Annotated in this window: 25 protein-coding genes and 1 pseudogene; 15 read left to right on the top strand and 11 right to left on the bottom strand. The window is 43.3% G+C overall.

Annotated elements, in window-relative coordinates:
- Positions 1-208 precede the first annotated feature (208 nt).
- Entirely contained in the window at positions 209-967 is a 759-nt protein-coding gene (locus tag J7I93_RS04105) for an RsfA family transcriptional regulator (protein ID WP_214723557.1), read from the top strand.
- A gap of 244 nt (positions 968-1,211) precedes the next feature.
- Here J7I93_RS04105 and lipL read toward each other — a convergent pair whose 3' ends face one another.
- On the bottom strand, positions 1,212-2,051 hold the full coding sequence (lipL, locus tag J7I93_RS04100) for an octanoyl-[GcvH]:protein N-octanoyltransferase (RefSeq protein WP_214723555.1): 840 nt from the start codon (positions 2,049-2,051) through the stop codon (positions 1,212-1,214).
- Positions 2,052-2,318: 267 nt separating this feature from the next.
- Positions 2,319-3,296, bottom strand: a complete 978-nt coding sequence (gene pta, locus J7I93_RS04095; RefSeq protein ID WP_214723553.1) for a phosphate acetyltransferase — start codon at positions 3,294-3,296, stop codon at positions 2,319-2,321.
- A gap of 390 nt (positions 3,297-3,686) precedes the next feature.
- On the opposite strand from pta, the gene hemQ reads away from it, so the two are divergent.
- From hemQ to gerQ, 3 genes and pseudogenes are all read left to right on the top strand, one after another.
- Entirely contained in the window at positions 3,687-4,433 is a 747-nt protein-coding gene (hemQ, locus tag J7I93_RS04090) for a hydrogen peroxide-dependent heme synthase (protein ID WP_214723551.1), read from the top strand.
- A 164-nt stretch (positions 4,434-4,597) separates the two neighbouring features.
- Positions 4,598-4,985, top strand: a pseudogene (locus J7I93_RS04085) (cell wall hydrolase).
- Between the two features lie 70 nt (positions 4,986-5,055).
- Positions 5,056-5,520, top strand: a complete 465-nt coding sequence (gerQ, locus tag J7I93_RS04080) for a spore coat protein GerQ (RefSeq protein WP_214723549.1) — start codon at positions 5,056-5,058, stop codon at positions 5,518-5,520.
- A 327-nt stretch (positions 5,521-5,847) separates the two neighbouring features.
- Here the strand turns inward: gerQ and J7I93_RS04075 are convergent, their stop codons facing one another.
- The 3 genes from J7I93_RS04075 to J7I93_RS04065 all read right to left on the bottom strand — a co-directional run bounded on the left by J7I93_RS04075 (position 5,848) and on the right by J7I93_RS04065 (position 7,581).
- A complete protein-coding gene (locus tag J7I93_RS04075) occupies positions 5,848-6,219 on the bottom strand; it encodes a DUF423 domain-containing protein (protein ID WP_110063667.1) in 372 nt (123 codons plus the stop codon).
- 25 nt (positions 6,220-6,244) lie between these two features.
- Positions 6,245-6,526 carry a YwdI family protein gene (locus tag J7I93_RS04070; protein ID WP_353050253.1) on the bottom strand — a complete coding sequence of 94 codons (282 nt, stop codon included), beginning with the start codon at positions 6,524-6,526 and terminating at the stop codon, positions 6,245-6,247.
- Between the two features lie 374 nt (positions 6,527-6,900).
- Positions 6,901-7,581, bottom strand: a complete 681-nt coding sequence (locus J7I93_RS04065; protein WP_214723606.1) for a uracil-DNA glycosylase — start codon at positions 7,579-7,581, stop codon at positions 6,901-6,903.
- Between the two features lie 227 nt (positions 7,582-7,808).
- Here J7I93_RS04065 and J7I93_RS04060 point away from each other — a divergent pair, with 227 nt between their 5' ends.
- Positions 7,809-8,138: a YflT domain-containing protein gene (locus J7I93_RS04060; RefSeq protein WP_214723545.1), complete on the top strand. Its 330-nt coding sequence runs from the start codon at positions 7,809-7,811 to the stop codon at positions 8,136-8,138.
- Positions 8,139-8,216: 78 nt separating this feature from the next.
- On the opposite strand, the gene J7I93_RS04055 is transcribed toward J7I93_RS04060, so the two are convergent.
- The 4 genes from J7I93_RS04055 to mobA form a co-directional block, all read right to left on the bottom strand.
- Positions 8,217-9,236 carry a thiazole biosynthesis adenylyltransferase ThiF gene (locus tag J7I93_RS04055; protein WP_214723543.1) on the bottom strand — a complete coding sequence of 340 codons (1,020 nt, stop codon included), beginning with the start codon at positions 9,234-9,236 and terminating at the stop codon, positions 8,217-8,219.
- A gap of 29 nt (positions 9,237-9,265) precedes the next feature.
- Entirely contained in the window at positions 9,266-9,496 is a 231-nt protein-coding gene (gene moaD / locus J7I93_RS04050) for a molybdopterin converting factor subunit 1 (RefSeq protein ID WP_214723541.1), read from the bottom strand.
- Positions 9,489-9,953, bottom strand: coding sequence for a molybdenum cofactor biosynthesis protein MoaE (locus tag J7I93_RS04045; protein WP_110063660.1), 465 nt, complete (start codon positions 9,951-9,953; stop codon positions 9,489-9,491). Before J7I93_RS04045 ends, moaD begins: the two co-directional genes overlap by 8 nt.
- A gap of 107 nt (positions 9,954-10,060) precedes the next feature.
- Positions 10,061-10,672, bottom strand: a complete 612-nt coding sequence (gene mobA, locus J7I93_RS04040; RefSeq protein ID WP_214723539.1) for a molybdenum cofactor guanylyltransferase — start codon at positions 10,670-10,672, stop codon at positions 10,061-10,063.
- A gap of 264 nt (positions 10,673-10,936) precedes the next feature.
- Between mobA and J7I93_RS04035 the strand changes: the two genes are divergently transcribed.
- The 8 genes from J7I93_RS04035 to J7I93_RS04000 all read left to right on the top strand — a co-directional run bounded on the left by J7I93_RS04035 (position 10,937) and on the right by J7I93_RS04000 (position 21,405).
- Entirely contained in the window at positions 10,937-11,863 is a 927-nt protein-coding gene (locus J7I93_RS04035; protein ID WP_214723537.1) for a c-type cytochrome, read from the top strand.
- A gap of 118 nt (positions 11,864-11,981) precedes the next feature.
- Positions 11,982-12,680 carry a response regulator transcription factor gene (locus tag J7I93_RS04030; RefSeq protein WP_214987681.1) on the top strand — a complete coding sequence of 233 codons (699 nt, stop codon included), beginning with the start codon at positions 11,982-11,984 and terminating at the stop codon, positions 12,678-12,680.
- 390 nt (positions 12,681-13,070) lie between these two features.
- Positions 13,071-14,966 carry an N-acetylmuramoyl-L-alanine amidase gene (locus tag J7I93_RS04025; RefSeq protein ID WP_214723533.1) on the top strand — a complete coding sequence of 632 codons (1,896 nt, stop codon included), beginning with the start codon at positions 13,071-13,073 and terminating at the stop codon, positions 14,964-14,966.
- 237 nt (positions 14,967-15,203) lie between these two features.
- Positions 15,204-16,037 carry a pyridoxine/pyridoxal/pyridoxamine kinase gene (gene pdxK / locus J7I93_RS04020; RefSeq protein WP_214723531.1) on the top strand — a complete coding sequence of 278 codons (834 nt, stop codon included), beginning with the start codon at positions 15,204-15,206 and terminating at the stop codon, positions 16,035-16,037.
- A 327-nt stretch (positions 16,038-16,364) separates the two neighbouring features.
- Positions 16,365-16,712: a YojF family protein gene (locus tag J7I93_RS04015; protein WP_214723529.1), complete on the top strand. Its 348-nt coding sequence runs from the start codon at positions 16,365-16,367 to the stop codon at positions 16,710-16,712.
- Between the two features lie 94 nt (positions 16,713-16,806).
- The gene (bshB2, locus tag J7I93_RS04010) at positions 16,807-17,472 is read left to right on the top strand and encodes a bacillithiol biosynthesis deacetylase BshB2 (protein ID WP_214723527.1); all 666 of its coding nucleotides are present in this window, start codon (positions 16,807-16,809) and stop codon (positions 17,470-17,472) included.
- Between the two features lie 17 nt (positions 17,473-17,489).
- A complete protein-coding gene (locus J7I93_RS04005; protein WP_214723525.1) occupies positions 17,490-17,873 on the top strand; it encodes a rhodanese-like domain-containing protein in 384 nt (127 codons plus the stop codon).
- 223 nt (positions 17,874-18,096) lie between these two features.
- Positions 18,097-21,405, top strand: coding sequence for an alpha-amylase family glycosyl hydrolase (locus tag J7I93_RS04000; RefSeq protein WP_214723523.1), 3,309 nt, complete (start codon positions 18,097-18,099; stop codon positions 21,403-21,405).
- A gap of 48 nt (positions 21,406-21,453) precedes the next feature.
- Here J7I93_RS04000 and J7I93_RS03995 read toward each other — a convergent pair whose 3' ends face one another.
- Together J7I93_RS03995 and J7I93_RS03990 are read right to left on the bottom strand one after the other, a co-directional pair.
- On the bottom strand, positions 21,454-21,888 hold the full coding sequence (locus J7I93_RS03995; protein ID WP_214723521.1) for an SRPBCC family protein: 435 nt from the start codon (positions 21,886-21,888) through the stop codon (positions 21,454-21,456).
- 262 nt (positions 21,889-22,150) lie between these two features.
- Positions 22,151-22,891 (bottom strand): Crp/Fnr family transcriptional regulator, encoded by a 741-nt coding sequence (locus tag J7I93_RS03990; RefSeq protein WP_214723519.1) that lies wholly within the window; start codon positions 22,889-22,891, stop codon positions 22,151-22,153.
- A gap of 225 nt (positions 22,892-23,116) precedes the next feature.
- Here J7I93_RS03990 and J7I93_RS03985 point away from each other — a divergent pair, with 225 nt between their 5' ends.
- Both J7I93_RS03985 and J7I93_RS03980 read left to right on the top strand, forming a co-directional pair.
- Complete coding sequence (locus J7I93_RS03985) at positions 23,117-23,842, top strand: ABC transporter ATP-binding protein (RefSeq protein ID WP_214723517.1); 726 nt, start codon at positions 23,117-23,119, stop codon at positions 23,840-23,842.
- A 1-nt stretch (position 23,843) separates the two neighbouring features.
- Positions 23,844-24,872, top strand: a complete 1,029-nt coding sequence (locus J7I93_RS03980) for an ABC transporter permease (RefSeq protein ID WP_214723515.1) — start codon at positions 23,844-23,846, stop codon at positions 24,870-24,872.
- The last annotated feature ends 54 nt before the right edge of the window (positions 24,873-24,926 follow it).

The raw sequence follows: 24,926 nt of genomic DNA, 5'->3' as shown, positions 1-24,926 counted from the left end.
CTTATCCGGCAGCTTTGCAAGCTGTAATCATTAACTTGGGTGGTGTATCTTACTAATCTTCATAAAACCGCCATACGTATCTAGCGAAAACTAATTTTTCAAAAAATCTACTATCCTTTTAATCACCTTTGTATAAAATCTGACAAGTTTGTCCATCCTTTAACTAAGGCAAGAACAAAATGTTAAAGAAATAGGGAGTTGAGGATGAATGAAAGTACGTCAGGACGCATGGACAGACGAAAATGATTTATTGCTAGCTGAAACAGTATTAAGGCATGTCAGGGAAGGCAGTACACAATTAAATGCTTTTGAAGAGGTTGGAGATAAGCTGAACCGCACTTCTGCAGCTTGCGGATTCCGCTGGAACGCGGTTGTAAGGCATCAATACGAAAAAGCGCTTCAGCTTGCAAAGAAACAGCGCAAGCAAAGACAAAGAATGCTAGGCAAAGAACAGGGAGGCAAGAAGAAACTCTTATACTCTCCGCCAGTGCCTACTATGCAGGAAGTTGAAGCAGCACCCGTTGTGTCAAATACAATAGTGCCGCCATCCCCTGCAGACTTTTATGAAGAGCGGACAGAGAATGAAACAGCCGAAAGAACAGAAGCCGTATCATCCTATACATCCACTTACTCGGAACCAGCTTATACGGCTCCTGCCCAATTGGATTTGGATAGCGTCATTTCATATTTGCAAACATTAAATCACTCTGGCATTCAGCTTGATATACTAAAAAATGAGAATGAAAGATTGAAGCGCGAAAACGCAGATCTTAGAAGCCGTAACCAGGAGCTGGAAAGCAAGATCAGCGAGCTGGAGGAAAATACAGTAACCATTCAGGAAGATTACGAGACACTTATGAAAATCATGAACAGAGCGCGCAATTTTGTTCTATTTGACGAAGAAGACAGACCGGCCTCCAAGTTTAAAATGGACCGAAATGGCAATTTGGAGAGAGTAGCTGAATAGAAAAGCGGAAGCGCCTTGCCCACCCCCGACAAGCACAAGACGAGCCTTCCGGAAAGGCGTCCTTTGCCTTTTTGGGAGGATTGGATTGTGACCTCGAGGGGGTAGGCGCTGGAGCTAGACAAATATCAACGTTCACATTTTTCCTTATTTTATAGAAAAAGCTTCCGGTCTTCAGGAGAAGGAGAAAATGGCAGCAATGCCCCATTTAGAAAAGCCGTTAACCACTGTGGTTTACGGCTTTTCTTTATTCACCCAATACCTTCTCGTTCCGTTCTGTGACCCGATGATAATAAGCTTCAAATAAACTCGCTTCATCCTCTGTCAGCTGACCTGCATAAAGGCGGCCTGATTTACTTTTTAAAGCCTGCAAAAAGCGCAGCATCACATCCTGGACGGTTAGCTCTGTATCAAGCAATTCTGATAGAGAAGCCATAACAGCCGGCTGGATTTCAGGATATTGAAATTTTGTTTGTTCGCCCCTTCTGGAAAGAGCATAGAATTCCCCAATCAAATTCGCCCGCTCACTGCCGCTGCCATTCACCCCAAGGTAAATTTGCACCGCTACCCCATTGCGGAGACGCCTTTGTGATATGCCGGCAAACTTTTGCCCGCCTATACTTAAATCATAGCTTCCCGGGCAGTAGGACCCAACAATCTCTTTGGCTTCTATCTCTTTATTAAAATCGGAAAACATCTCTTTTATCAGCATCCACATCGCGTCATATCCCCGGTTAATATCTATGCCTTTTTCGTTTTCCGGAAAAATCAGCGATATATTCAGGACACCTTCGTCCAGGACTACAGCCAGCCCGCCAGAATTCCGGACGATAACCTGATAGCCCTGGCTTTTTAAAAAGTCAATTCCCTCAGGTAAACAAGGAAGCCTGGTATCCTGAATGCCGAGCACTATGGTATTATGGTGGACCCATGTCCTCGCAGTCGCGGGCGCCGCACCAGACCCGACAGAAGCACAAAGCGTATCATCCATCCCGAATGAGTGCAGGGCATTTAAATGGACAGCCAATGCAGACTGGTCAATGACTCTCCACTCCTCCTGCTTCAGTAAATCTTGTGCCAAATTCATCTACTTTGATCCCCTTTTCCCGATATTCCTAGTCAAAAACACGCTTATCGGCTCTGAATTATCTATTTTAGGGCCGTCTTTACAAGCTTGACAGCCAGAATTCCACCTTTAACGGCCAATTCAGCCAATGTATCGGCCAAATCTATCACTTTATCGGCCAAAAATACGATTTTAACGGCCAAAACCTGCAGTTAATCGGCCAATGTCTCATAACAGACTTATTATAGCAAAAAAGCCAGTCGCAAGGGACCGGCTTCAAGTATGGCGTTATTGATTTAGAGCCTGGGCTGCAGTGATTAGTGCGAGCTTATATACGTCTTCCTCGTTGCATCCGCGGGATAGGTCATTGACCGGACGGTTTAAGCCTTGCAGAATGGGTCCAACAGCTTCAAAGTTTCCAAGACGCTGGGCAATTTTATAACCGATATTGCCCGCTTCAAGGCTTGGGAAGATAAATACATTTGCATCCCCCTGGATCGGTGAATCCGGAGCCTTTTTCTCTGCAACAGATGGAACGAATGCCGCATCGAATTGGAATTCTCCGTCAATGATCAATAATGGGTCGCGCACTTTCGCTGCCTCAAGTGCGCCTGCAACCTTTTCTGTTTCCGGAGACTTGGCTGATCCTTTAGTGGAAAAGCTCAGCATGGCTACACGTGGTTCAATATCGAACATTCTTGCAGTCTTTGCACTTTCAATCGCAATTTCAGCCAAGTCCTGGCTGTCAGGTGAAATATTGATCGCACAATCTGCGAAAACATATTTTTCATCCTCGCGTACCATGATAAATACACCGGAAGTTTTGCGGACGCCTTCTTTTGTTTTAATAATTTGAAGGGCCGGGCGCACCGTGTCTGCCGTAGAATGTGCCGCACCGCTCACAAGGCCGTCTGCTTTATTGGCATACACAAGCATTGTGCCGAAGTAATTTTCATCAAGAAGAATTCTCCGTGCATCTTCTTCTGTTGCTTTGCCTTTACGTCTCTCAACAAATGCCGCTACAAGCTCATCCATCATCAAAAAGCTGTTTGGATCGTAAATTTCTGCGGATTCAAGGGAAATGTCCATATCCTTTGCTTTTGCTTCGATCTCTGCAATATTTCCAACCAGGATAGGGGTGATAATTTTTTCAGCAGCCAATCTACCTGCTGCCGCTAAAATACGCTCATCCTGCCCCTCCGGAAAAACGATTTTTAAATTTTGTCCTGAAACTTTTTCTTTTAAAACCGAGAATAAATCACTCATGTAAATTCCTCCTAAGGCATCTGATTTCCGTTCATTTAATAGAACTTACCCTATATACTCCCTTAGAATACTCTTCATGCCCAGAATTTCAAGGAGTTCAGTCACTGTTAGCGTTTTCAGTTGAAATGTTTTTGTTTTCGGTAAATTTCCAATAATAAGTAACCTTCAGATGCAGCCTGTTTTATATTCATACCTTGTTTTAAGATAACCATATTAGCCTTTTTGTAAACGGCATTTTTGAGTACCAGGTACCTATACCAATTGATCGAAGTGGTATAGGTACCTGGTACTCGATTAATTCCAACATTTCAAGTTTTATACACATGTTAAATGGAGAAACTATGTTATAGTAGTGATGAGAATTTTTAGTACATATTAGGAGTGATCGTAATGAGTGAAGCAGCAGTAACGCTTGACGGCTGGTATTGTTTACATGACTTCCGTACAGTTGACTGGACTACTTGGAAAATGCTTTCAAGCGATGAGCGCCAAGCAGCCATCCATGAATTCATGGCCCTAGTGGACAAATGGAATACTACACAGAGCGAGAAAAATGGCAGCCATGCCCTTTATACAATTGTTGGGCAAAAAGCAGATTTTATGATGATGATTTTAAGGCCTACAATGGAAGAACTGAATAAAATTGAAAACGAATTCAACAAAACAAAATTAGCTGAATTTACAATTCCAGCTCATTCTTATGTTTCTGTTGTTGAATTGAGCAATTACCTGCCTGCAGGTGAAGACCCTTATCAAAATCCGCAAATTTTGGCACGCCTTTATCCTGAACTGCCAAAAGCTAAACATGTTTGCTTCTATCCAATGGACAAGCGTCGTCAGGGTAATGACAACTGGTATATGCTTCCGATGGAGGAACGACGCAATATGATGCGCAGCCATGGTATGATCGGCCGCCAATATGCAGGAAAGGTAAAGCAGATCATCACCGGTTCTGTCGGCTTTGATGATTACGAATGGGGCGTAACCCTATTCTCTGATGATGTTCTTCAATTCAAAAAGCTCGTTTATGAAATGCGCTTTGATGAAGTAAGTGCCCGCTACGGAGAATTCGGCGCTTTCTTCGTAGGAAATATCCTTAAAGAAGATAAAGTAGGAAAGTTTCTGCATGTAAACTAATATGGGCTCTCAGAACTCTCAGCTTAGGCTGGGAGTTTTTTCTTTTCTCAAGTCATAAAAAAACATGCCCCTACATACTAATGAAATAGTGAGTTTCTAATATAACTTCATATGCAATTCTCTTTCCCGCAGCATCAAGGCTCCGCAAAAAGAGAGGTGAAGTGATGGGAGTTATCCCTTACACCGAGGAAGATGTTAAGCTTCTGGCCCGGCTCATGCGTCCTGAAGCTGAGGAAGATGTGGGGGTTAACCGTGTCCGGGTGATTGTATAGACTTCAAGGATATCCGGTCAATCAGAAGGATGGTCTTCCAGAGTCCAGGCGGGTTTTTAGCCACACAAAAAGGCTACTTCTATCAAGGTGCGCGGTAAAGTGAGCTTGATTTGGCCCGCAAAGTCATAAACGGACAGCGCCACCACCCTGCAAGCATCGCGTTATGGTTTTTCCGCCCTCAGGCAGATGCCCGGTCCAATGGTTTAACCAATGGAATCCGGCCGGTTTAAGCTTATTACTTTATAAACCAACCCCGGAGGACTGTCCGACTGTTTATTAGCAAAATGAAATCTCTTTTGCTTCATTACTTAGCTTAAGATGGCTGATTTTAATTTTTAGGAGGGAAAAAATTGAGTCAATCTAATTACGGTCAATACCCTTATTATGGTTACCAGCAGCCCTACACAGGGGGTGCCCCTAAGGCACAGCCCTATCAGCAGGCACAGCCGCAATTTCAGCAAATGCCGCCTGCCGGAACCGTTGCAGGCGTGAGTGCAGGCGCTGCACCAGGTCCTCAGATTCCCGGCATGCTTCCGCTTGAACAGTCCTACGTTGAAAACATTCTGCGTTTGAACAAAGGAAAGCTTGCTACTGTGTATACAACCTTTGAAAACAATACAGAGTGGAATGCAAAGATATTTAAAGGCATCATCGAAGCTGCAGGGAGGGACCATTTAATCCTCAGTGATCCGCAAACAGGCACACGTTACCTCATTCTAATGATTTATCTGGATTATGTAACTTTTGATGAAGAAATTGAATACGAATATCCTTTCGGCGGAGGGGCTGGAATGACCCAATACTCGCCAAGATAAAAGAAAAGGAGCTTTGACCCTATGTCAAAGCTCCTTTTCTTATTATAAGGCTCTCTTTTCGTATAGATTGTTGTTTTTGCTTAGAATTCTGCCCGTTGATTTCAGCACGAGGCACTTAGCGAACCACGGGGCTTCCGGAAGCCTCCTCGACGCTCTGCGTCTGCGGGGTCTCCCTTGGAACGCTAGTCCCGTAGGACGTTGAATAAGCTTCTTCGAAGGGACACCGCACGAAGAAAATGCGGCAGCATTTTCAAGGATCTCGCGCATTCCGCTCCAATCAACTCAGTGATTAAAATTTGATAGCAACAAACTTTGCGAAAAAACGTATTATAAATACTTAACTGCAGCAATGATCAGCAGTACCCACGCCGCTAAAAAGGCTACTCCGCCTAACGGGGTAATCGCTCCCAGCACGCTGATTTTTGTCAGTGTTAATACATATAAGCTTCCGGAAAAAAGGATAATGCCAATAAGCATCAGCCACCCTGACCATGATAGCAAGGCAGTCGCCGGCAGTTTTCCAAGCAGGACGCCGATAATCAGCAAGCCGGTTGCATGGAACATTTGATAGGTTACACCTGTCTTCCATGTTTCCAAATACTTTGGCTCCACTCTGCCCTCAAGCCCATGAGCTCCAAATGCTCCCAAAGCAACTGATAAAAAAGCATTAATGGCTCCAATAATAATAAATAACTTCATGTTCCCCTACACCTCTTATCCCATTTTAAAAGTCAAACAGTGAATCACCGTTTGCTTCATCATTCATTTTCATTTTCTTTGGCAGCAAATTCGCAGGCTGTGCAGCCGGTGCACTGTATGTATGGCTGACAGAAGCAGCAACAGAAGTGCTTCCTGTATCCGATTCTTCCAACACGATCTCGCACAAAGACTTGATCGCCTGTACCCTTTCCCTGATACGTGCTTCAGACGAGCTGTTTTTTGCTTCAAGCAATTCCTTTTCCATTTTACCCAAAAGTTTTTGAACAGAGATATTCAAACACTTCACCTCTTTCTGCGAAAAGCGATTATTCTGCTTTCCTATTGCCATTATAGCTATCTAGGCCATCTTCTATCTCCTGAGGCCAATTTAAAGTTTATCAGTTTTTCTTTTCGAAACGCAAACAGGGATGACCAGATGCCCTAAAAACTTCGATGGAGGGCATCAGTCTCGTTTTGAATTGGAAAGCCCTGCATCCCTTTGGATGGTTCCGATCCCAAGTGACATAAAAGTATTTGCATTTAAAACAATCTACTCGCTGTGAACTCATCTGTTTTTTTCATCCCTTTTTCATATCCAGCGGAAGGCAGGAGATATTTCGAGCACATTCTTTTATTCTCTCAAAATAAATGTATGTTTCACGTGAAACATGACGAATCAAATCACCGATCAGGAATCTTCCAATCGATTGGTTCCTCTCCCTGTTCCCTTAGAAGTTCATTCACTTTTGAGAATGGCCTGCTGCCAAAAAAGCCTTTACGGGCCGAAAACGGGCTAGGATGTGGAGAGGTCAAGATCAAATGCTTGGAATCATCAATGAGCTTTCCCTTTTCCTGTGCTGGTTTTCCCCATAATAGAAAGATAACAGGCTTTTCCCTCTCGTTCAGCTTTTGGATGACCCGATCGGTAAACAGCTCCCATCCTTTCCCCTTATGTGAATGAGCCTTTCCTTTTCGGACTGTCAGAACTGTATTTAATAGAAGCACACCTTCTTTAGCCCATTTTAATAGGTAGCCATTGTTGGGTATATCGCAGCCCAAATCAGCCTGCATCTCTTTAAAAATGTTTTTTAAGGACGGCGGAATCTTCACATCCGGTTTCACCGAAAAGCTTAATCCGTGCGCCTGGCCAGGCCCATGATAGGGATCCTGTCCAAGGATAACAGCCTTCACATCCTCGTAGGATGTATAATGGAGAGCATTAAATATATCCTCCTGCTTCGGGTAAACGATATGCTCCTCATATTCTTTCTTTAAAAACGCCCGCAGCTGCAAATAGTAAGGCTTCTGGAACTCTTCACCAAGAACTTTCTGCCAGTCATTATTTAAAATATCTTTCGTTATAAGGATCCCCTCCCCATTTCATCTGAAAGGCTCGTGCCTCTATTTTTATATACCCCGATAGCACCCACATAAATAGTAACCTGTCACATTACTTAATCTATCATTCTTTTACCCATGTTTAAAATATAGCAGAGCGGATAAATATAAAATATAACGGGCAGGATTAAGCCCTTCAAATATACAGTCTAAATCTTATGAGTCTAAATCTTATGAGGAGGATGTTAAATATGTATAAAATCGAAGTCGTAGAGAATGGTGTACAAGCAACAGACACAATCGGAATGCTGGAGAGTCAAGGATTTAATAAAGATAACATCTATATTTTCGCCCATGACAAGGATCGTTCCGAGCACCTTTCAGATGCTACTGATACAGGTGATGTTGGCATGAAGGAGCAAGGATTATTCGATTCTGTCGGCAACGTATTTAAAAAGCGCGGCGATGAGCTTCGTTCCAAGTTCGAATCTGTCGGCTTAACAGAAACAGAAGCTGAACAGTACGAAAAGGTACTGGATGAAGGCAAACTGGTAATTGTAGGTACAGACGAAGTTAAATAAAAAACAGGCCTTAAACCCTCAGCAAATATAAAAACGAGCCCGGACTATTCTCTAATAGTCCGGGCTCGTTTTTTGTTTTTATCCCATTAGTCGCTGATAAATCGATTTTGCCTGTGTTAAATCCTTTGTTCCATGAATAAGGGCACGTCCGTCCTTAAAAATGACGAGGCGCTGTTCTTCCATATCAGCTGACAGCAAATATGGATTGCCTTTTACCTGATAGCCAAGTGATTTCAATTGCTGAGCCAGTTCACTCAACTGGATTTCCTGCTCTTTTGGCGGGCGGATTTGTACCGTATCCCTTCCGCATAGAACAGTAGACTTCATCATGTTTTCTGTCTGCAAATAGGGATAGGTTCTCTCTTTACCGCATGATAAACAGCCTTCATCCTTCGCCTTTGATACCTTCATGCTCGTATACTGGTTCCGCCACAAATCAAAACTCACCATCGCGGTTCTGATCGCATCCCAATCCTCTGCCAAAATCTTCAGTGCCTCTGCAACTTGATGGGCAATGACCATTTGCACAGCTGGCGCAATGATTCCGCCCGTGTCACAGGTCATTCCCTGGATCGGTATCTTTTTTAAAAGGCAATTCAGGCAAGGAGTCCTGCCAGGAATAATGGTCAAACTCATACCAAAGCTGCCGACACAGGCTCCGTATATCCAGGGAATCTCATATTTTTGCGAGATATCATTAATTGCCATTCTGGTTTCAAAATTATCAGTGGAATCCAGGATAAGATCTACTCCCTCAACAAGCTCTTCCAGCTTTTCAGGAGTAGCATCCCCGATCACCGGGCGTATCTCCACATCCGAGTTAATAAGCCTTAAGCGCTTCTCCGCCGCAGCCGCTTTTGGAAGTTTTTCAGCTACATCCCTTTCTGTATAAAGCTGCTGACGCTGCAGATTGCTCGCTTCCACATAATCCCGGTCAATGATCGTCAATTTGCCGATTCCCGCCCGTGTCAACATTTCCGCATTGCCCGACCCCAGAGCACCAGCTCCGACTATCAGCACATGCTTGGAGCAGATTCTTTCCTGCCCCTCTTTTCCGATCGGCGGAAACAAGGTCTGCCGTGAATACCTTTCAGACATGGCTGCATCCCCTTCCTATCAAGCTTACCTCACCCTCCGCTTACAGGAGGTATAAATGCGACCGTATCTCCATCCTGGATCACTTCATCATCTGAAGCAAATTCTTCATTCACTGCTGCCATGACAGTGTCCAATTTCACCGTGTATTCTTCCGACAGCAATTGCTTCAGTTCCGCAATCGTTTTTCCGCTTGCATCCATGGTCACTGACTCTTCCCCAACACGATCCCGTAAATGGGCAAAAAACATAATTTTATTCATTTAAATCCTTCGCCTCCGGTTTCCCTTCTGGATATGCAACTGTTTCCAGCTGATTTCCGATCCATTCTTCTCCGTCTTCCCAATGTTCCTTTTTCCAAATCGGCACGATCTCTTTGATTCTTTCGATGGCATATCGGTTTGCTTCATAGGCATCCGCACGATGGGGAGTGGAGACCGCTATGACAACCGCAACATCTGTGATGTCCAGCTTGCCTGTACGGTGTGTGATAGCCACTTCTGCCCCATCCCAGCGCTCTTTGATTTCTTTTCCGATTTGCTCAAGCTTTTTAACTGCCATTGCTTCATACGCTTCATAAATTAAATAAAGCGTTTTTTTGCCATGTGTCAGCTCGCGGACGGTCCCAATAAAGGTTGTAATGGCCCCTGCTTCCCGCTGCACCACTTTATCTATCACACTTTGGATATCAATTGGCTCTTTTGAAATCTCAAAATTCATTGAATCACCTCATTATTCTATAGGAAAGCTCTTACAATCTAAAATCAGCATTTGCTCCATTTTGACATATATGCTGCCGGAAGTGAAATGACTGCCTTCCATTTATACTAATTAGAATCCATGCCCTCTCCAGCTGCCATTTTCAATGCCATTTGGTACTCATCCGGGCTGTTCATATTAAAGAAATGGGCTTCTTCACTTAAAAACCCCATCCTCTTAAGTTCTTTATCCTTCATAATCGAAGCATTTATCTTATGCAAAAACTCACGAATCCTCAGTCTGTTGTCCCTCAAAGCTTGTTCTGCCGCTTCCTTCGTTTCCTTTCGATAAGCTGCAAAAAGCGGATGAAGCCGGGATTCGATTTCAGGCACCGCTGCCTGTTGGCTTTCTAGTTCTTTGAGTAGAATCTTCCCAAGCTCTGCAGATATGAATGGCATATCACATGCAACAATGAGGTTCTTTTGCGTACCGGATGCGGTCAAGCCTGCATGGATACCTGCAAGCGGGCCCTTTTCATTCCATTGGTCACTAACCATCGGAAGCCCAAGAAACTGGTACTCTTCATGATTGTTGGCCACGACAATCATGTCTGATGATATAGAAGCCAATTGATTTGCTATGCGTTCAATCACCGTTTTGCCGCCTATTTTTAAAAGGGCTTTATTCTCGCCCATTCGGCTTGAATGCCCTCCTGCTAAAATAATACCCGTTATACTCATTATTCTCACCTGACTTTTGCGTTATGAAGCCCTATAGCCCCTTATAAATCCATTCTATCCTTATCATTTTATTTTACCATCTATTCCAGCTTGTTTCTTCGATCAAGGTCTGCCCGGTTACATGAGTATGGCAGAATTGTGTCGTCACAAATTGTTCAAACTGCCGGAGATGGATAATTAACCAAATCTTAATAATTCGCTCCTATACTAAAACCATACCAAAACGTTGATAAATAAAGGAATTATAGAGAGGAAGACGGCAAAATGAACAAATTTCTTACTTACTCTGTTATTGCCATTGTATCGTCCCTTGTACTTGGAATCGGCCTTACTTACCTAGTCATTTCCGGCAAGGATAAGAATGCCTCAATTGAGACAGCCAGCCAGCCGGAAGAATCCGAAGAAACAGCAGAGTACCCATACCCGCCGCCAAGCATGGATGACGTTCCCGAAGGCGAGGATGGAGACCTCATTAAACTCGGGTTTAAGTATGTAACAGAAACAGCAACCGCACTGGATGGCTATTCAGGCAATAACCTTAGCTGTGCCAGCTGCCATGCGGGCGGAGGCTATGAAGAACCGCTTGATCTTGTGGGAATATCAAAAACCTACCCGCAATACAATCCAAGAGCCGGCAGAGAAGTAACACTTGAGGAACGCATTAACGGCTGCTTCAGAAGAAGTATGAATGGCGAGCCCCTCCCTGAGGATTCTCAGGAAATGAAAGCAATGGTTGCTTTCTATGATTATATTTCACAAAATGTACCTGATGGAACGACTGAAAGACCTTGGGCAAAGCTTGATCGATCTAAAGCGGATATTGAGAATGTAGATATTGACGCAGGAAGAGAGATTTACAATAAAGCCTGCATCAGCTGCCATGGGGAGAATGGGGATGCAGGGAATCTGGCTCTTTGGGGAGAAAACTCCTACAATATTGGTGCTGGGATGGCAAGGCTGAGAACAGCTGCCGGCTTTATTCAAACGTATATGCCTAAGATGGAAATCGGCGGCTATTCCCAAGGGTCTTTGACTGATGAAGAAGCCATGAACCTGGCTGCTTACATCAATTCACATGACCGCCCGGATTTCCCTGATAAAATCTATGACTGGCCTAAGGGTGATGCTCCTGACGATGCAGCTTACGAAACACTGGCCGGCAAAAAAGGGCAGGATAAGGAAAAAGAATAGGAACATAAGGTCCGGCTGCTTACCGGGCCTTATTCCATGTTTCACCCTACTCTTTTCCTGTATAATATTCTTAGCATTTAATATAAGAACGGAATTGCAGAAAAGGATGGCGATATCATTGAGCGACCTTCCGCTAAGAGGGAAAACAATCCTCGTTGTTGACGATGAAGAACGGATCAGAAAGCTGATTAAGATGACCCTGGCAAGAGAAGGCTTTGAAGTTTTAGAAGCCTCTGACGGATACGAAGCAAAAGAACAATATTTAAAGCATGATCCCTGTTTCATTATTCTCGATATCATGCTGCCAGGCATAAGCGGCAAAGAGATTTGCTTCTGGCTTCGCAATGAGCTGGACAGCAATGTTCCCATTATCATGCTGACTGCCAGCCAATCTGAACAGGATCGGATTGAGGGATTGAAGCTCGGAGCTGACGATTATATGGGCAAGCCCTTCAGCCTGGAAGAACTGACCGTCAGAGTCGAAACCGTTTTAAGACGGACAGCCAACAGATGCAGCAAAATCAGCTATAAAGGCCTCACTCTAAAGCCCATAAAAGGGATTGCCAAATACCAGGATACCGTGTTGGATTTAACCCACTTTGAATATAAACTGCTTTACGTTTTCATGACACATCCCGACCAGGTTTTATCAAGAGAACAAATTATTGATACCATTTACAAAAAAGGCGAGAAGGTCATCAACGAAAGAACGGTTGATGTCCATATCAAACACCTGCGGGAAAAAATCGCCGAGCATTCGGATTACGCCTTTATCCAAACAGTCAGAGGAATAGGGTATAAATTTACCGTTTCCTGAAAAAATAAACATACGCCTTTGCAGATTGCCCTGCGGGGAAACCGGCTCCTGGTAAATTGGGGCCGGTTTTTCTGTTTTTAATACAGTTTAGAAAGGCATTTTGCAGACGGAAGAACATTTATGTGCGGATAGGCTGGATTTATGTGCGGATAAATTTTTTATGTTCAATGACTAGATTTATATGCGAAATACCTCTTCCTTATAAAACCTACAAGCTGACCCTCCCCATACTTTCTTCACAACCCATCCACCTCTTCCCCCGCTACCAATTACCTTTTTTTAGAAAAATCCGTGGATCGATTGACTCATTTCAATTAAAACTTGCAGGTAAAACCTTCCCTCTATTAGAAAACACCCCGATATACCATTTTTATACAGGAGGGAATATGTTTGAGACTTAAAAAGTTATCCTCGGCAATTTTAACGTTCTCCTTAACTGCCAGCCTTTTAGCAGTCCCTGCACGATTTAGTACAGCAAGCGTAACAACCCAAGCCACAGAAAGCAGCAATGAATCTTCATCACTGCAAAAGACCTTTGAAAGTGCCGCAAAGGAATTTGGAGTTCCTGAGAGCATCCTTTTGGCAGTTGCTTACAACCAGACGCGCTGGGAGCAGCATGAAGGCCAAAGCGAGGTTGGCGGCTATGGAATAATGAATCTAGTTGATTTACCGGCTGACCTTAGTGCCAGAGGAAAGCATGATGATGGAATCATTGAAGCATCTGAAGCTTCCAGCAGCCTTAAAACTGCTGCAAAACTTCTTGATGCCGACCCTGAAGCCTTAAAAAAGGACCCGGAGCAAAATATCCGGGGCGGCGCTGCCCTGCTTGCTGAATACGCACGCCAAACTACAGGAAAACTGCCTTCTGATGCAGCGGACTGGTATGGTGCTGTCGTTAAATTCAGCGGCACAGATCAAGAAGCAATTGCAAAGGACTTTGCAGACCAGGTTTATGCAACGATTGGGCAAGGTGCTGAAAGAAAGAACCTTGACGGACAAAGAGTGGCCTTAAACGCCAAAGAAATCACACCCAATAAGAACACAGCCAGCTCTATCCCCCTCCGTAATACAAAATACACAAATACCGACTGCCCTAATGGCCTGGATTGCACCTTCATCCCTGCAGCCTATAAGCAATTTTCGAGCAGCGCCGGTAACTACGGCAATTACGATATTGCCAACCGTCCGGAAGATGATTTAGATATTCGCTATATTATCATCCATGATATTGAAGGAAGCGCCGAATCTGCGATCAGCCATTTCCAGAACCAATCCTATGTAAGTGCACACTATGTCATTGATTCAGAAACCGGAAAAATTACACAAATGGTCCGCCCGGAGGATGTCCCGTGGCATGCAGGAAACTGGTATTTCAACATGCATTCCATCGGTTTGGAGCATGAAGGCTTCGCCGCTGAAGGTGCAGACTGGTATAGTGAGCAAATGTACCGCTCCACTGCAAAACTTGTAAAATATCTATCTGACCGATTTAACATTCCCGTGGACAGGCAGCATATTATCGGCCATGATGAAATCCCCGGCTTAACGGTAACCAAGCATAAAGCCATGCACTGGGATCCGGGTGCTTATTGGGATTGGGGACACTTTTTCGACCTGCTTGGAGCCTCTATTAATCCAAGCGACGGAGACAAGGACAGCAATATCGTCACCATGCGCCCAAATTACAATACAAATCAGCCTGATTTTACGTACCGGGGGATAGAAAAGGAGCCTGAATCTTCAAGCCTGATTCACCTATATAGTGAACCTCGCTTTGATGCTCCACTGGTTCGTGATCCTCTTCTTCACGGTGAAAGCAATAGTACTAAAAATATTAACGACTGGGGCAACAAAGCAGCTATCGGTCAAAGCTTCTATAAGGCTGGGCAGGAAGGCGATTGGACAGCTATTTACTACGGCGGACAAAAAGCTTGGTTCTTTAACCCGAACAATGCTAATAGCGTCCCAGGCAGCGGGACTCTCATTACGCCAAAAGATGGGCTTGAGTCCATACCAGTCTATGGCGCCGCCTACCCGGATGACGCAGCTTATGATGAGGCAGGAATTGCAGAATGGGCAAGAGGAAAAGCCCAAGTGCTCTACCAGATGCCAGCTGGCCAAATCTATACAGCAACAGCACCGATTCAATCAGATTATTATCACGCGAAGTATTTTAATGACCCGGCAACCAATAAAGTGGTCAAGGGCAATGATCAATACTATCAAGTCTTCTATAATCACCGCTTAGGTTTCGTGAAGAAAAGCGATGTGGATGTTGTAAATTAAGAGCAATGTTAGGAGTTATTCTTTTTAGGAATAACTCCTTTTTATGCTAAAAGCTTATAAAAAGATATTTTTGACTGATAACATTTCTACAAATCTGTTTAATCTGTATTTTTGGAAACAGCACCGCACAAGTTAATGCTGTGATAAACTCTACAGCCGTTTTAGTTTTTACCTTTTGGAATTATTGTTATAATTAGAAAAACATATCCAGCAGAACTTCAAGGAGGAATTTTGCGCATGTCTATGAAAAAAGTTTTAACAATTGCAGGCTCGGATACAAGCGGCGGTGCTGGCATCCAGGCTGACCTTAAAACATTCCAGGAGCTTGGCGTTTATGGAATGACAGCATTAACAACGATTGTGACTATGGATCCCAAGAACAACTGGAGTCATAATGTGTTCCCAATAGCCAATGAAACACTGGAAACCCAGCTTGAAACGATTTTATCAGTCGGAATTGATGCCATGAAAACGGGCATGCTCGGTTCAGAAGAAGTGATTAAGATTGCAGCTAAAACAATCAAAGAGAATAACCTCGACCGCGTAGTAATTGACCCGGTAATGGTTTGCAAAGGCGAAGATGAGCCTATCCACCCTGAGTTAAATGAAGCCTTAAGAGATTTGCTTGTCCCGCTTGCAACTGTAGTAACCCCTAACCTATTTGAAGCATGGCAGCTTGCCAAAACAGGTCCAATCCGAACGGTTGAGGACATGAAGGAAGCAGCAGTTAAAATCCATGAACTTGGAGCCAAATATGTACTTATCAAAGGCGGCAGCAAGCTAAACCATGAAAAAGCCGTTGACCTTCTATATGATGGACAAGAATTCACTCTGTACGAAAGCGAGCGCGTTGAAACCACTTATACACATGGCGCAGGCTGCACCTATTCTTCAGCTATCACAGCAGAGCTTGCCAAAGGCAAATCTGTAAAAGAAGCTGTCCAAACAGCCAAGGATTTCATCACAGCAGCCATCAATCATGGTTTCCAATTAAACGAATATGTCGGCCCAACCATGCCTGGTGCATACCGCAAATATGGTGCAGGCCGAGTAGAATCAGAACAGGAATAATAACATGAAACAGAGTCCCCCCAGGCTCTGTTTTTTTGTATAAGATCGCGGTTATCCTGGTTTCGTGAATATATCGGGAATTTCCGCGAATAAAACCAAATTTTCGCGATTATCGTATCTTCCCAAAATGAAAACTCTTCCATTCCAATGCATTCGCTCCCGTTATCTCTTTTTTCACAATATCTCCATTCTCTTTAAGCTCACTTTTTCGCTTTTCGGTCTTTTTTTTAGTAAGATAAAAATACAATCTGCCATTTTCAGGCTGAACAGATAGTAAACAACATAACTTATAAATGAATAAGTAAGTTGGAAGGGGGATTATGGATAATGGAACCGGCAGTTAAAGAGACGGTGCAAAAAGAAATCGACCGTTTAGCCAATAAAGAGGTATATATTCATTTGGAGACAACGAACGGGGCGTACGCTTCCCATTTTGATGAAAGCTTTTTTTCTTCAGGAGCGTATATCCGCAATGCCAACTTGATCTATGCACATGGCAAAATCACTGGAAACGGCCCTTTCAGAGTTGGTTTAAAAATGAATTTCGGCTGGGTTTATGCTGAAGGCATCACCCATTTTGAAGTGGATGAAAAAGAAAGGCTCCTTTTAGCAGGCCACGATTTCAGCGGCAAACTTGCAGTTGCGCTGCAAATCAGTGAAACGCCATTCGAGTAATAAAGCGGAAGCGCCAGACTCAGGGACTGCAACGGCCCCAGGCGCTACAGCTGAACATAGATAACGCTTAAACAATTGAAAGGAGCAAACCGAAATGGAAAAGGAAAGACATGTACTCGTTATCTTCCCTCATCCGGATGATGAAGCATTTGGGGTTTCAGGAACGATCTCCTTACATATTGAAAACGGGACACCTGTTACCTATGCCTGCCTGACATTAGGCGAAATGGGACGCAATATGGGAAATCCTCCTTTCGCCAACAGGGAGACATTGCCAAAAATCCGCAAAAAAGAGCTGGAGGCTGCAGCGAATGTGCTTGGCATTCAGGATTTAAGAATGCTTGGCTATCGTGATAAAACCGTAGAATTTGAAGATGAGAAGCTGCTTGCTAACAGACTTGGAGCCATAATCGGCGAAGTCAGACCTTCCCTCATCATTACGTTTTATCCGGGATATGCTGTGCATCCCGACCATGATGCCACAGGTGCAGCTGTTATCAGAGCTGTAAAAGAGCTGCCTGCAAACGAACGTCCAAAAGTTCACTGTGTGGCCTTCTCCAATAACTGTGAAGAGAAAATCGGCCAGGCTGATGTTGTTAACGATGTAAGTGCAGTAGCAGACCGGAAAATTGCTGCCATCAAGGCACATACTTCCCAGACGCAGCTTATGGCGGCAAATATGGAAGAAAGCCTTAAGAATCAAGAACCTGAAGTAATGGCAAGAGTCTATAAAGAACGTTTCTGGACCTATAAATTCTAACCTTAAGGGGATACAGCATGAAAAAGCCAATGTTTTTAATGATGGTTCTTGTATTGATTGCTGGGCTTGCTGCAGGATGCAGTTCCGATTCCGGTCCCGACATCGAAAATGTAAATGCCGATAAAGCAAAAGAGCTATGGGAAACAGAGCAGGCAGAAGTTTTAGATGTTCGTTCTGAAGAGGAATACGCTGAAGGACATATTCCAGGAGCTGCCCTTATCCCACTTCCTGTCCTGGAGGAAAACCTCGATCAGCTTGATAAGGAAAAGCCATATCTGGTTGTGTGCCGAAGCGGAAACCGCTCAGCACAGGCAAGCCAAATTTTGGCCGAAAATGGTTTTGAGAAGATATATAATATGGAAAATGGCATGAATGAATGGACCTACGAGATTGAAAAATAATTCGTTCTTGCAAAACAAAGCCGCCTCTGCTTTCAGGGCGGCTTTTTTCTGCTTTTATTTCTAATCCAACACTACTTTTTGCCCATGAGCTTTTCACAAAATGGTGATAGAATCTTCCTAAGAGTGATGCAAGCGTTTTCATTTAATCATTTATGCAAACGATTGCACTATTTCACTTATTGATATCCCCTATTCCCAATCAGTCTATTAAGGAGGGAAATTCATGAAACAATCAAGAAAAGCCGGTATTTGGATTATGCTGCTAAGTTTAATTCTCAGTTTATTCACCGGTATGACTCCGCAGCTATCCTCTGCCAACACAGTGGAAAGTCCGGCTGTGGATGGAAATAATGTTATTTTTTCCTATCAGGGTGAAGCTCAGCGGGTGCGCGTGGCCGGAAGCTTTACCGACTGGCAAAGTGAAGCATTAGAGATGGCCAAAGACGAAAACAACATTTGGTCAAAAACAATCAATCTATCACCTGGAGTCTATGAGTATAAATTTATTCTGGATGATGGCAATTGGATTACCGATCCAGCAAACAGCCAGACTGCCAATGGCAATAGCCTATTGGTTGTAAGTGGACTAACAACTGCAATGCCTGGTGATATCAAAAAGGGCAGCACAGTTAATCTTTCTGCAAACCTATTAAATAGCGATGGCACCACAGAGGCTGTGCAGCCGTCTTGGACATTAAATGCTGAAACAGAAGGCATTGCACTGACAGACAACCAGTTGTCAATCACTGAAACAGCCGAAGAAGGAAGCATCACAATAATTGGCGAATACAATCAATATACGATTGAACATACTTTCCAAATTGCCGGTCAGATGAATACCTATACAATCAACTACTTACGTAATGATGGAGAGCAATTTAATTGGGATTTATGGGCTTGGGAAGATGGCAAGAACAACGGAAAAGTCTACCCTTTTACAAGCCAATCAGAAGGACTTGCCCAAGCAGAAATATCGTTTCCATCAGATAAAATCCATGTCATCCCCCGCCCCGGCAATTGGGATACACAGGATGTTACCAGAACGATTAACATGCCTGAAGGCCAGAACGAAGCAGAAGTATGGCTGGCACAGGGCGATGAAACGGTTTATTATTCCAAAGAGGAATTTGACAATAGCAACACAGATGCTAACCGCCGTTTTATTGAGTTTACGTATGTAAGAGACGATCACAACTATGATGGCTGGAACATATGGACCTGGCAGACTGGTGTAAATGACGGACAAGCAGACTTTACTGAAGTCACTGACAAAGGGGCTGTTGCTTTGATTGAAATTGGCCAGCAAACTGAACAAATGGGCTTTGTTCTTCGCAAAGGTACAGGGTGGGATCAAAAAGATCCTTACGGTGCCGACCGCTATATTAAAACGGGAAAAGATAACTATACCAAGGTCGTTGTTACAAGTGGCCAGGGTGAAATCTATCAAGTCCCTGCTATTACAGGACCTGTTTTGAATGATGGAAGCCTCACTCTCTACTATAGAGATCCAGAGCTATTTAAACAGGGAGAGATGGAATCGATTGAAAAGGTTCAGGCAAAATTAAATGGACAAATTTTTGAAATGAAGTACTCCCCTAAGGAGGAACGCTTCTTCACAACGATTGATCAATTAGAAGAAGGAACACATGAGTACTCCTTCCTTATTACGAAAAATGGAGATACATCCGAGGCTGCAGATCCTTATAATACAGTTGATGGAAAATCAACCATCACCTATAAAAACCCTTCAGCTGAAATTATAGCTGAAGTCAACCCGAAGAAAGCATCTTACAATGAAAATGCCGTTCTATCAATTGAAACGATTCTCTCTGATTCGGAAGTAGCCATAAAAGAGGTTTACGCAGACATGTCTGCAATCGGCGGCAGCAGCAAGGTCAGCATTGACCCGGCTTTAAATGCACAAACTATTTCCATTGATCAATCAGTTACGGCTGGCCAAAAGAAATTGCTGATCACTGTCGTAGATGAATATGGAAATGTGCACGAAGGAGAAGCATCCATTGAAATCGCAACCCGCACCTTCAGCGGCAAACAAGATGACTTTGACTGGGATGAAGCCCGCATTTATTTTATGCTGACAGACCGCTTCAACAATGGAGATACATCAAATGATGATCCAAATCGTGCAAATTACGATGCTTCCCACCCTGAGACCTACCATGGAGGAGATTTCCGTGGCCTTATCGAAAAACTCGATTACCTTGAAGATTTAGGCATCAATACCATTTGGATTACGCCAATCGTCGATAACATTGACTGGGATCTTCGCTATGACAAGGATGGAAACCAGTACGGCTACCACGGCTACTGGGCAAAGGATTTCTCAACATTAGATGAACATCTCGGAGATATCCAAACATTCCAGGAGCTGCTGGAGAAATCCCATGACCGCGGCATAAAAGTGATGGTGGACGTGGTTCTTAACCATACAGGATACGGATTGAAGGAAAACGATCCATCCATTGGACTGGGGATTCCTAACTTCCCTACTGACGCTGACCGTGAGCGTTATGCCGGCATGATCAGGGATGGAGGAACCGATACAATCCGAGGCGAGCTTGCTGGCTTGCCTGACCTGAAGACTGAGGATGAAGCTGTCCGCAGACAAATCATTGAATGGCAGACAGCCTGGCTTGAAAAAGCAAAAACAGACCGCGGTGATACAATCGATTACTTCCGCGTTGACACAGTTAAGCATGTGGAACACACAACCTGGAAGGCATTTAAAAATGCACTGACTGAAATCAAGCCTGACTTTAAAATGATCGGGGAATACTATGGCGGACATGCAGACGAACATGGTGGCTTTCTGGACAGTGGCGAAATGGATTCTATCCTGGATTTTGACTTTAAGCATACAGCGGCTGATTTCATTAATGGCCATATCAATGCAGCGGAGGATAAATTGCAGGCAAGAAATGCTAAGCTGACAAATACCGCTATGCTGGGACAATTTTTAAGCAGCCATGATGAAGATGGCTTCCTGATTACAAGCGCAGGCGAAGATTGGGGCAAAATGAAGATTGCCTCTGCCCTGCAAATTACGGCAAAGGGCCAGCCGGTTATTTATTACGGTGAAGAAATTGGATTATCCGGCAAGCATGCTGGCGATATGGATAAAGGGGAATTCAACGAAAACCGCTATGACTTTGACTGGAGCTTAATCGGAAACGACATGCACGAGCATTATCGGAAACTGCTTAACATCCGGAAAAATTACTCTGAAGTCTTTTCAAAAGGAACACGTAAAAAACTGGCAGGCAGCGATGCTGATGGATATCTATTCTTTAACCGCTCTTACAAGGGCACACATGCTGTGGTTGGGTTAAACACTGAGCCAGACCAGAAAAAAGTAACCATCCATGTCCCATTCACAGCCGGCAGCAAGGTCATTGACCAATACAGCGGCAAGAAATACAATGTGGACAAAAACAACCAAATTAAAGTCAAATTACCAGGCAGAGACGAAGGCGGGACCGTCATTCTCGTACTGGATGAAAAAAAAGAATAAGTAAAAAAACAGGGAGCCATTTCTCACTAAAGGCTCCCTGTTTTTTACTTATTTCCCCAACATTTCCTTCAAATACTGAAGCTGGCTTCCATCTTCCTGTTTGACAATGTTCACGATAAAACGTTTTGTTAATTTTGCTACAAGGCCGCTTGTTTTGACGTTTGCTTCCATCTCCACCTGCGTTCCTTCTTCTATTTCATGAAAATCATATTTATATTCTGTTATCAATCCATTTGCATTACTGCGTGTCGTATAGGTTTTATCCTTTTCAAAGTCAATGATTTCTACATCTGCTTTGATATTTTTCCCTCTGACCATGCGGGTTTCAATAAATTTTGTCCCTTTTCCAATCTCGCCCTCTGTCTGTTTCTCCACTTTCACGACATAAGGCATAAGTTCAGGGGCATTCTCCATCCTAACCATATAATTAAATACTTCATGTACAGGTTTATTGATGATCTCACTGGAACGAAAATCAGCCATGCTTTGCACCTCAGAATCATAGAGTGAAACTTCAATCAGCGGGGGGATGTTTTTATCCCCCGCTCATTGTTAGTTGAACCCATCGGGCCTTTACGGACAGTTTGAATCCCACTTATCCTCCTTAGATTCCTCTGAATCTATGAAGTGGGAGTCTTACTGCCCGTTAGACTGCGATAAAGTCTATGAATTCATTATATAACAAAAACTCTGGACTGACTAACGCTCCATTGGACATCGGCTATTAAAAAAGATCCTAAACAGCTTATACCTTCTGATGGAAATGAGAACAAAATCTGCACCAATCTACTATCACAATTTTTCTATTGGTGATTTCAATGATTCCTTCTTTCTTTAGCCTTGAAAAAACACGGCTTACACTTTCACGGGATGTTCCTACTAAAGTGGAAAACTCCTGGACTGTGATTGGGAGCTCAATATGCATCCGGTTGCAATGGTTGGCTCCAAATTTTTCTGCAAGCCTCTCCAATGTCTTAATGGTTTTCGTATAAACATCCAGCAGGGCAATATCCCTCAAAATGGATGTCATATCCCTTAGCGACTCACTCATATAACGGATGATCTGAACGGCCATCTCGGGAGAATACATTAACTCCTGTTCAAGGTCATCCGTGTTCAAAAAGTAGACTTCTCCATCCTGTACCATCGTACCCGTTGCCGGATAGGTTTGGCCTGTTTGGTTAAAAAGATTGGCTTCCGCAAAAATTTCGCCCTTTTTTTTAATGCAGACAATGATTTCGTTGCCCTGTTCATCCTGCTTGGTCAGCTTTACAATGCCTGAATGGACAAAATACACTCCTTTGGCTACCTCGTATTCAGACATAATCTTATCGCCTTTATTATAGGCCCTTTTAATAATCCGTTTATCTATCAGCTGTATGGACTCGCTTGGAAGATCCTTAAAGATTTCAATTTTGCCTAAAAACTCTTCGATCAGCGGCTGTTGGTACAACGCTCCAGTATTATCTCTCATTTCGTTTCCCATCCTCATCCCCCGCTCCCGCAATGTTATTCCTTAGAATCATTGTAGCGAAGGTCTCTTATATAGAAAGTGATATATCTCACAATTTACTGAAAGCGCTCAAATTTACTTCACAAAATGTTCTCATAAAATGTCGAATAAAATGAGTAATTACTCACTTCACAATGCTAGTTATTTATATTATTATTTTGATGAGTGATTACTCACTTTTATGAAAGAGGTGGAAATATGAATAATGAAAATCCGGTAGTTTTCATTCAAAATGTATCAAAAAGCTATGGAAAACAGCAGGTACTTAAAAATGTAAACTTAGAAATCATTCCAGGAGAAATATTCGGCCTCCTCGGTCCCTCTGGAGCAGGAAAGACGACCATAGTGAAGCAGCTGGCCGGATTGGAAACTCCCACACAAGGAGAAAACTATATTTTCAGTGAAAAGATGCCCCGTTTAGATTTGATGAACAGGATTGGCTATATGGCCCAATCCGATGCCCTTTACGGAGAATTAACAGCAAAAGAAAATCTTGATTTTTTTGCTTCTCTTTATGGACTAAAAGGAAAGGAAAAACAGCAGCGGATGAAGGATGTTATGGAAATTGTATCTTTAACCGAACACTTCGATAAGCTGGTTTTCAACTATTCTGGGGGAATGAAGCGACGCCTTTCCCTTGCTATCTCACTTTTGCATGAACCGGGATTGCTCATTCTTGATGAACCTACTGTTGGCATTGACCCTGTCCTCAGAAAAGGCATTTGGGCTGCTTTTAAAGACCTCAAGGATAATGGAACAACTATTATCGTTACCACTCATGTAATGGATGAAGCAGAAAAATGCGATAGGCTGGGAATGATCAGGGATGGACAGCTCATTGCAGTTGGATCTCCCGAGGAATTAAAGCAGCAAACAAGTGCGGCCAATATTGAAGATGCCTTCCTGGCATATGGAGGTGCTTAAAATGAGAATTACTGCGCTGGTTATTAGAATACTCCGTCAGATTGTAAGAGATAAACGGACCATGGCCCTTTTGATTTTCGCGCCTATGCTTGTCCTGACCATGCTTCACCTTGTATTTAATGGAGATGAATATAGGCCTAATATCGGGCTCGTTGATATACCTGAAGCAATTGAAACTCAATTAAACTTGGAAGATGCTATTATTAAACATTACGAATCTGCTAATCTGGCAGAAAGTGATTTAACGAGTAAGGAGCTGGATGGGTATCTGTTGTTTGAAAATATGGTTCCATCCATAGTCCTGGAAGGGAGCGACCCGAGTGTAAACGGCTCCGTCTTAAGATGGGTTCAAAACGCGTTAAAACCCTTGCAGCAAAATCTAACCAATAAGGAAATGGAAATCAATTATCTATTCGGCTCAAGCGACATGGGGCAGTTTGATTATTTCGGCCCAGTCCTTCTTGGATTTTTCGTCTTTTTCTTCGTTTTCCTTATTGCCGGTGTTTCCTTTTTGCGCGAGAGAACCACTGGGACACTTGAAAGGCTTTTAACAAGCCCGTTAAGAAAATGGGAAATCGTTGCAGGATATACCATCGGGTTTGGCGTTTTCACCATGATCCAGGCTACGATTATTGCCTGGTACGCCATATACGTGCTTGGAATGCTGATGGAGGGAGCTTTTGGCTATGTCCTGCTCATTACTTTGCTTCTTTCCTTATCAGCACTAACCCTGGGGATACTGCTATCCTCCTTTGCCAATAACGAGCTGCAAATGATTCAATTTATTCCGCTGGTTGTTGTGCCGCAGATCTTTTTTTCCGGTTTATTTAACCTCAAAACCATTTCGGAATGGCTCAGCTGGGTTGGACCTTTAACCCCTTTATATTATGCTGCCGAAGCATTGCGGAATGTGATGGTGAGGGGCTTTGGCTGGGATATGATTTATAAAGACCTGCTGGTATTGCTGGGCTTCTCTCTGCTATTTATGATTCTAAATATTGCTGCTCTAAGAAGGTACCGAAAAATATAAAGCCTGCAAATTTCTTTTTATATTTTTAATCCTTTATAATAAATGTATAGATTA

This window comes from Bacillus sp. ISL-47 (genome assembly GCF_018613175.1).
GTDB lineage: Bacteria > Bacillota > Bacilli > Bacillales > Cytobacillaceae > Cytobacillus.
This window is presented reverse-complemented; position numbering and strand designations above follow the sequence as displayed.

Excerpts from the sequence above, each read along its gene's own strand:
- J7I93_RS04105 (WP_214723557.1), top strand. The coding sequence starts at position 209 with ATGAAAGTACGTCAGGACGCATGGACAGACGAAAATGATTTATTGCTA.
- lipL (WP_214723555.1), bottom strand. The coding sequence starts at position 2,051 with ATGAATTTGGCACAAGATTTACTGAAGCAGGAGGAGTGGAGAGTCATT.
- pta (WP_214723553.1), bottom strand. The coding sequence starts at position 3,296 with ATGAGTGATTTATTCTCGGTTTTAAAAGAAAAAGTTTCAGGACAAAAT.
- hemQ (WP_214723551.1), top strand. The coding sequence starts at position 3,687 with ATGAGTGAAGCAGCAGTAACGCTTGACGGCTGGTATTGTTTACATGAC.
- J7I93_RS04075 (WP_110063667.1), bottom strand. The coding sequence starts at position 6,219 with ATGAAGTTATTTATTATTATTGGAGCCATTAATGCTTTTTTATCAGTT.
- J7I93_RS04060 (WP_214723545.1), top strand. The coding sequence starts at position 7,809 with ATGTATAAAATCGAAGTCGTAGAGAATGGTGTACAAGCAACAGACACA.
- J7I93_RS04055 (WP_214723543.1), bottom strand. The coding sequence starts at position 9,236 with ATGTCTGAAAGGTATTCACGGCAGACCTTGTTTCCGCCGATCGGAAAA.
- moaD (WP_214723541.1), bottom strand. The coding sequence starts at position 9,496 with ATGAATAAAATTATGTTTTTTGCCCATTTACGGGATCGTGTTGGGGAA.
- J7I93_RS04045 (WP_110063660.1), bottom strand. The coding sequence starts at position 9,953 with ATGAATTTTGAGATTTCAAAAGAGCCAATTGATATCCAAAGTGTGATA.
- mobA (WP_214723539.1), bottom strand. The coding sequence starts at position 10,672 with ATGAGTATAACGGGTATTATTTTAGCAGGAGGGCATTCAAGCCGAATG.
- J7I93_RS04035 (WP_214723537.1), top strand. The coding sequence starts at position 10,937 with ATGAACAAATTTCTTACTTACTCTGTTATTGCCATTGTATCGTCCCTT.
- pdxK (WP_214723531.1), top strand. The coding sequence starts at position 15,204 with ATGTCTATGAAAAAAGTTTTAACAATTGCAGGCTCGGATACAAGCGGC.
- J7I93_RS04015 (WP_214723529.1), top strand. The coding sequence starts at position 16,365 with ATGGAACCGGCAGTTAAAGAGACGGTGCAAAAAGAAATCGACCGTTTA.
- bshB2 (WP_214723527.1), top strand. The coding sequence starts at position 16,807 with ATGGAAAAGGAAAGACATGTACTCGTTATCTTCCCTCATCCGGATGAT.
- J7I93_RS04005 (WP_214723525.1), top strand. The coding sequence starts at position 17,490 with ATGAAAAAGCCAATGTTTTTAATGATGGTTCTTGTATTGATTGCTGGG.
- J7I93_RS04000 (WP_214723523.1), top strand. The coding sequence starts at position 18,097 with ATGAAACAATCAAGAAAAGCCGGTATTTGGATTATGCTGCTAAGTTTA.
- J7I93_RS03995 (WP_214723521.1), bottom strand. The coding sequence starts at position 21,888 with ATGGCTGATTTTCGTTCCAGTGAGATCATCAATAAACCTGTACATGAA.
- J7I93_RS03990 (WP_214723519.1), bottom strand. The coding sequence starts at position 22,891 with ATGGGAAACGAAATGAGAGATAATACTGGAGCGTTGTACCAACAGCCG.
- J7I93_RS03985 (WP_214723517.1), top strand. The coding sequence starts at position 23,117 with ATGAATAATGAAAATCCGGTAGTTTTCATTCAAAATGTATCAAAAAGC.
- J7I93_RS03980 (WP_214723515.1), top strand. The coding sequence starts at position 23,844 with ATGAGAATTACTGCGCTGGTTATTAGAATACTCCGTCAGATTGTAAGA.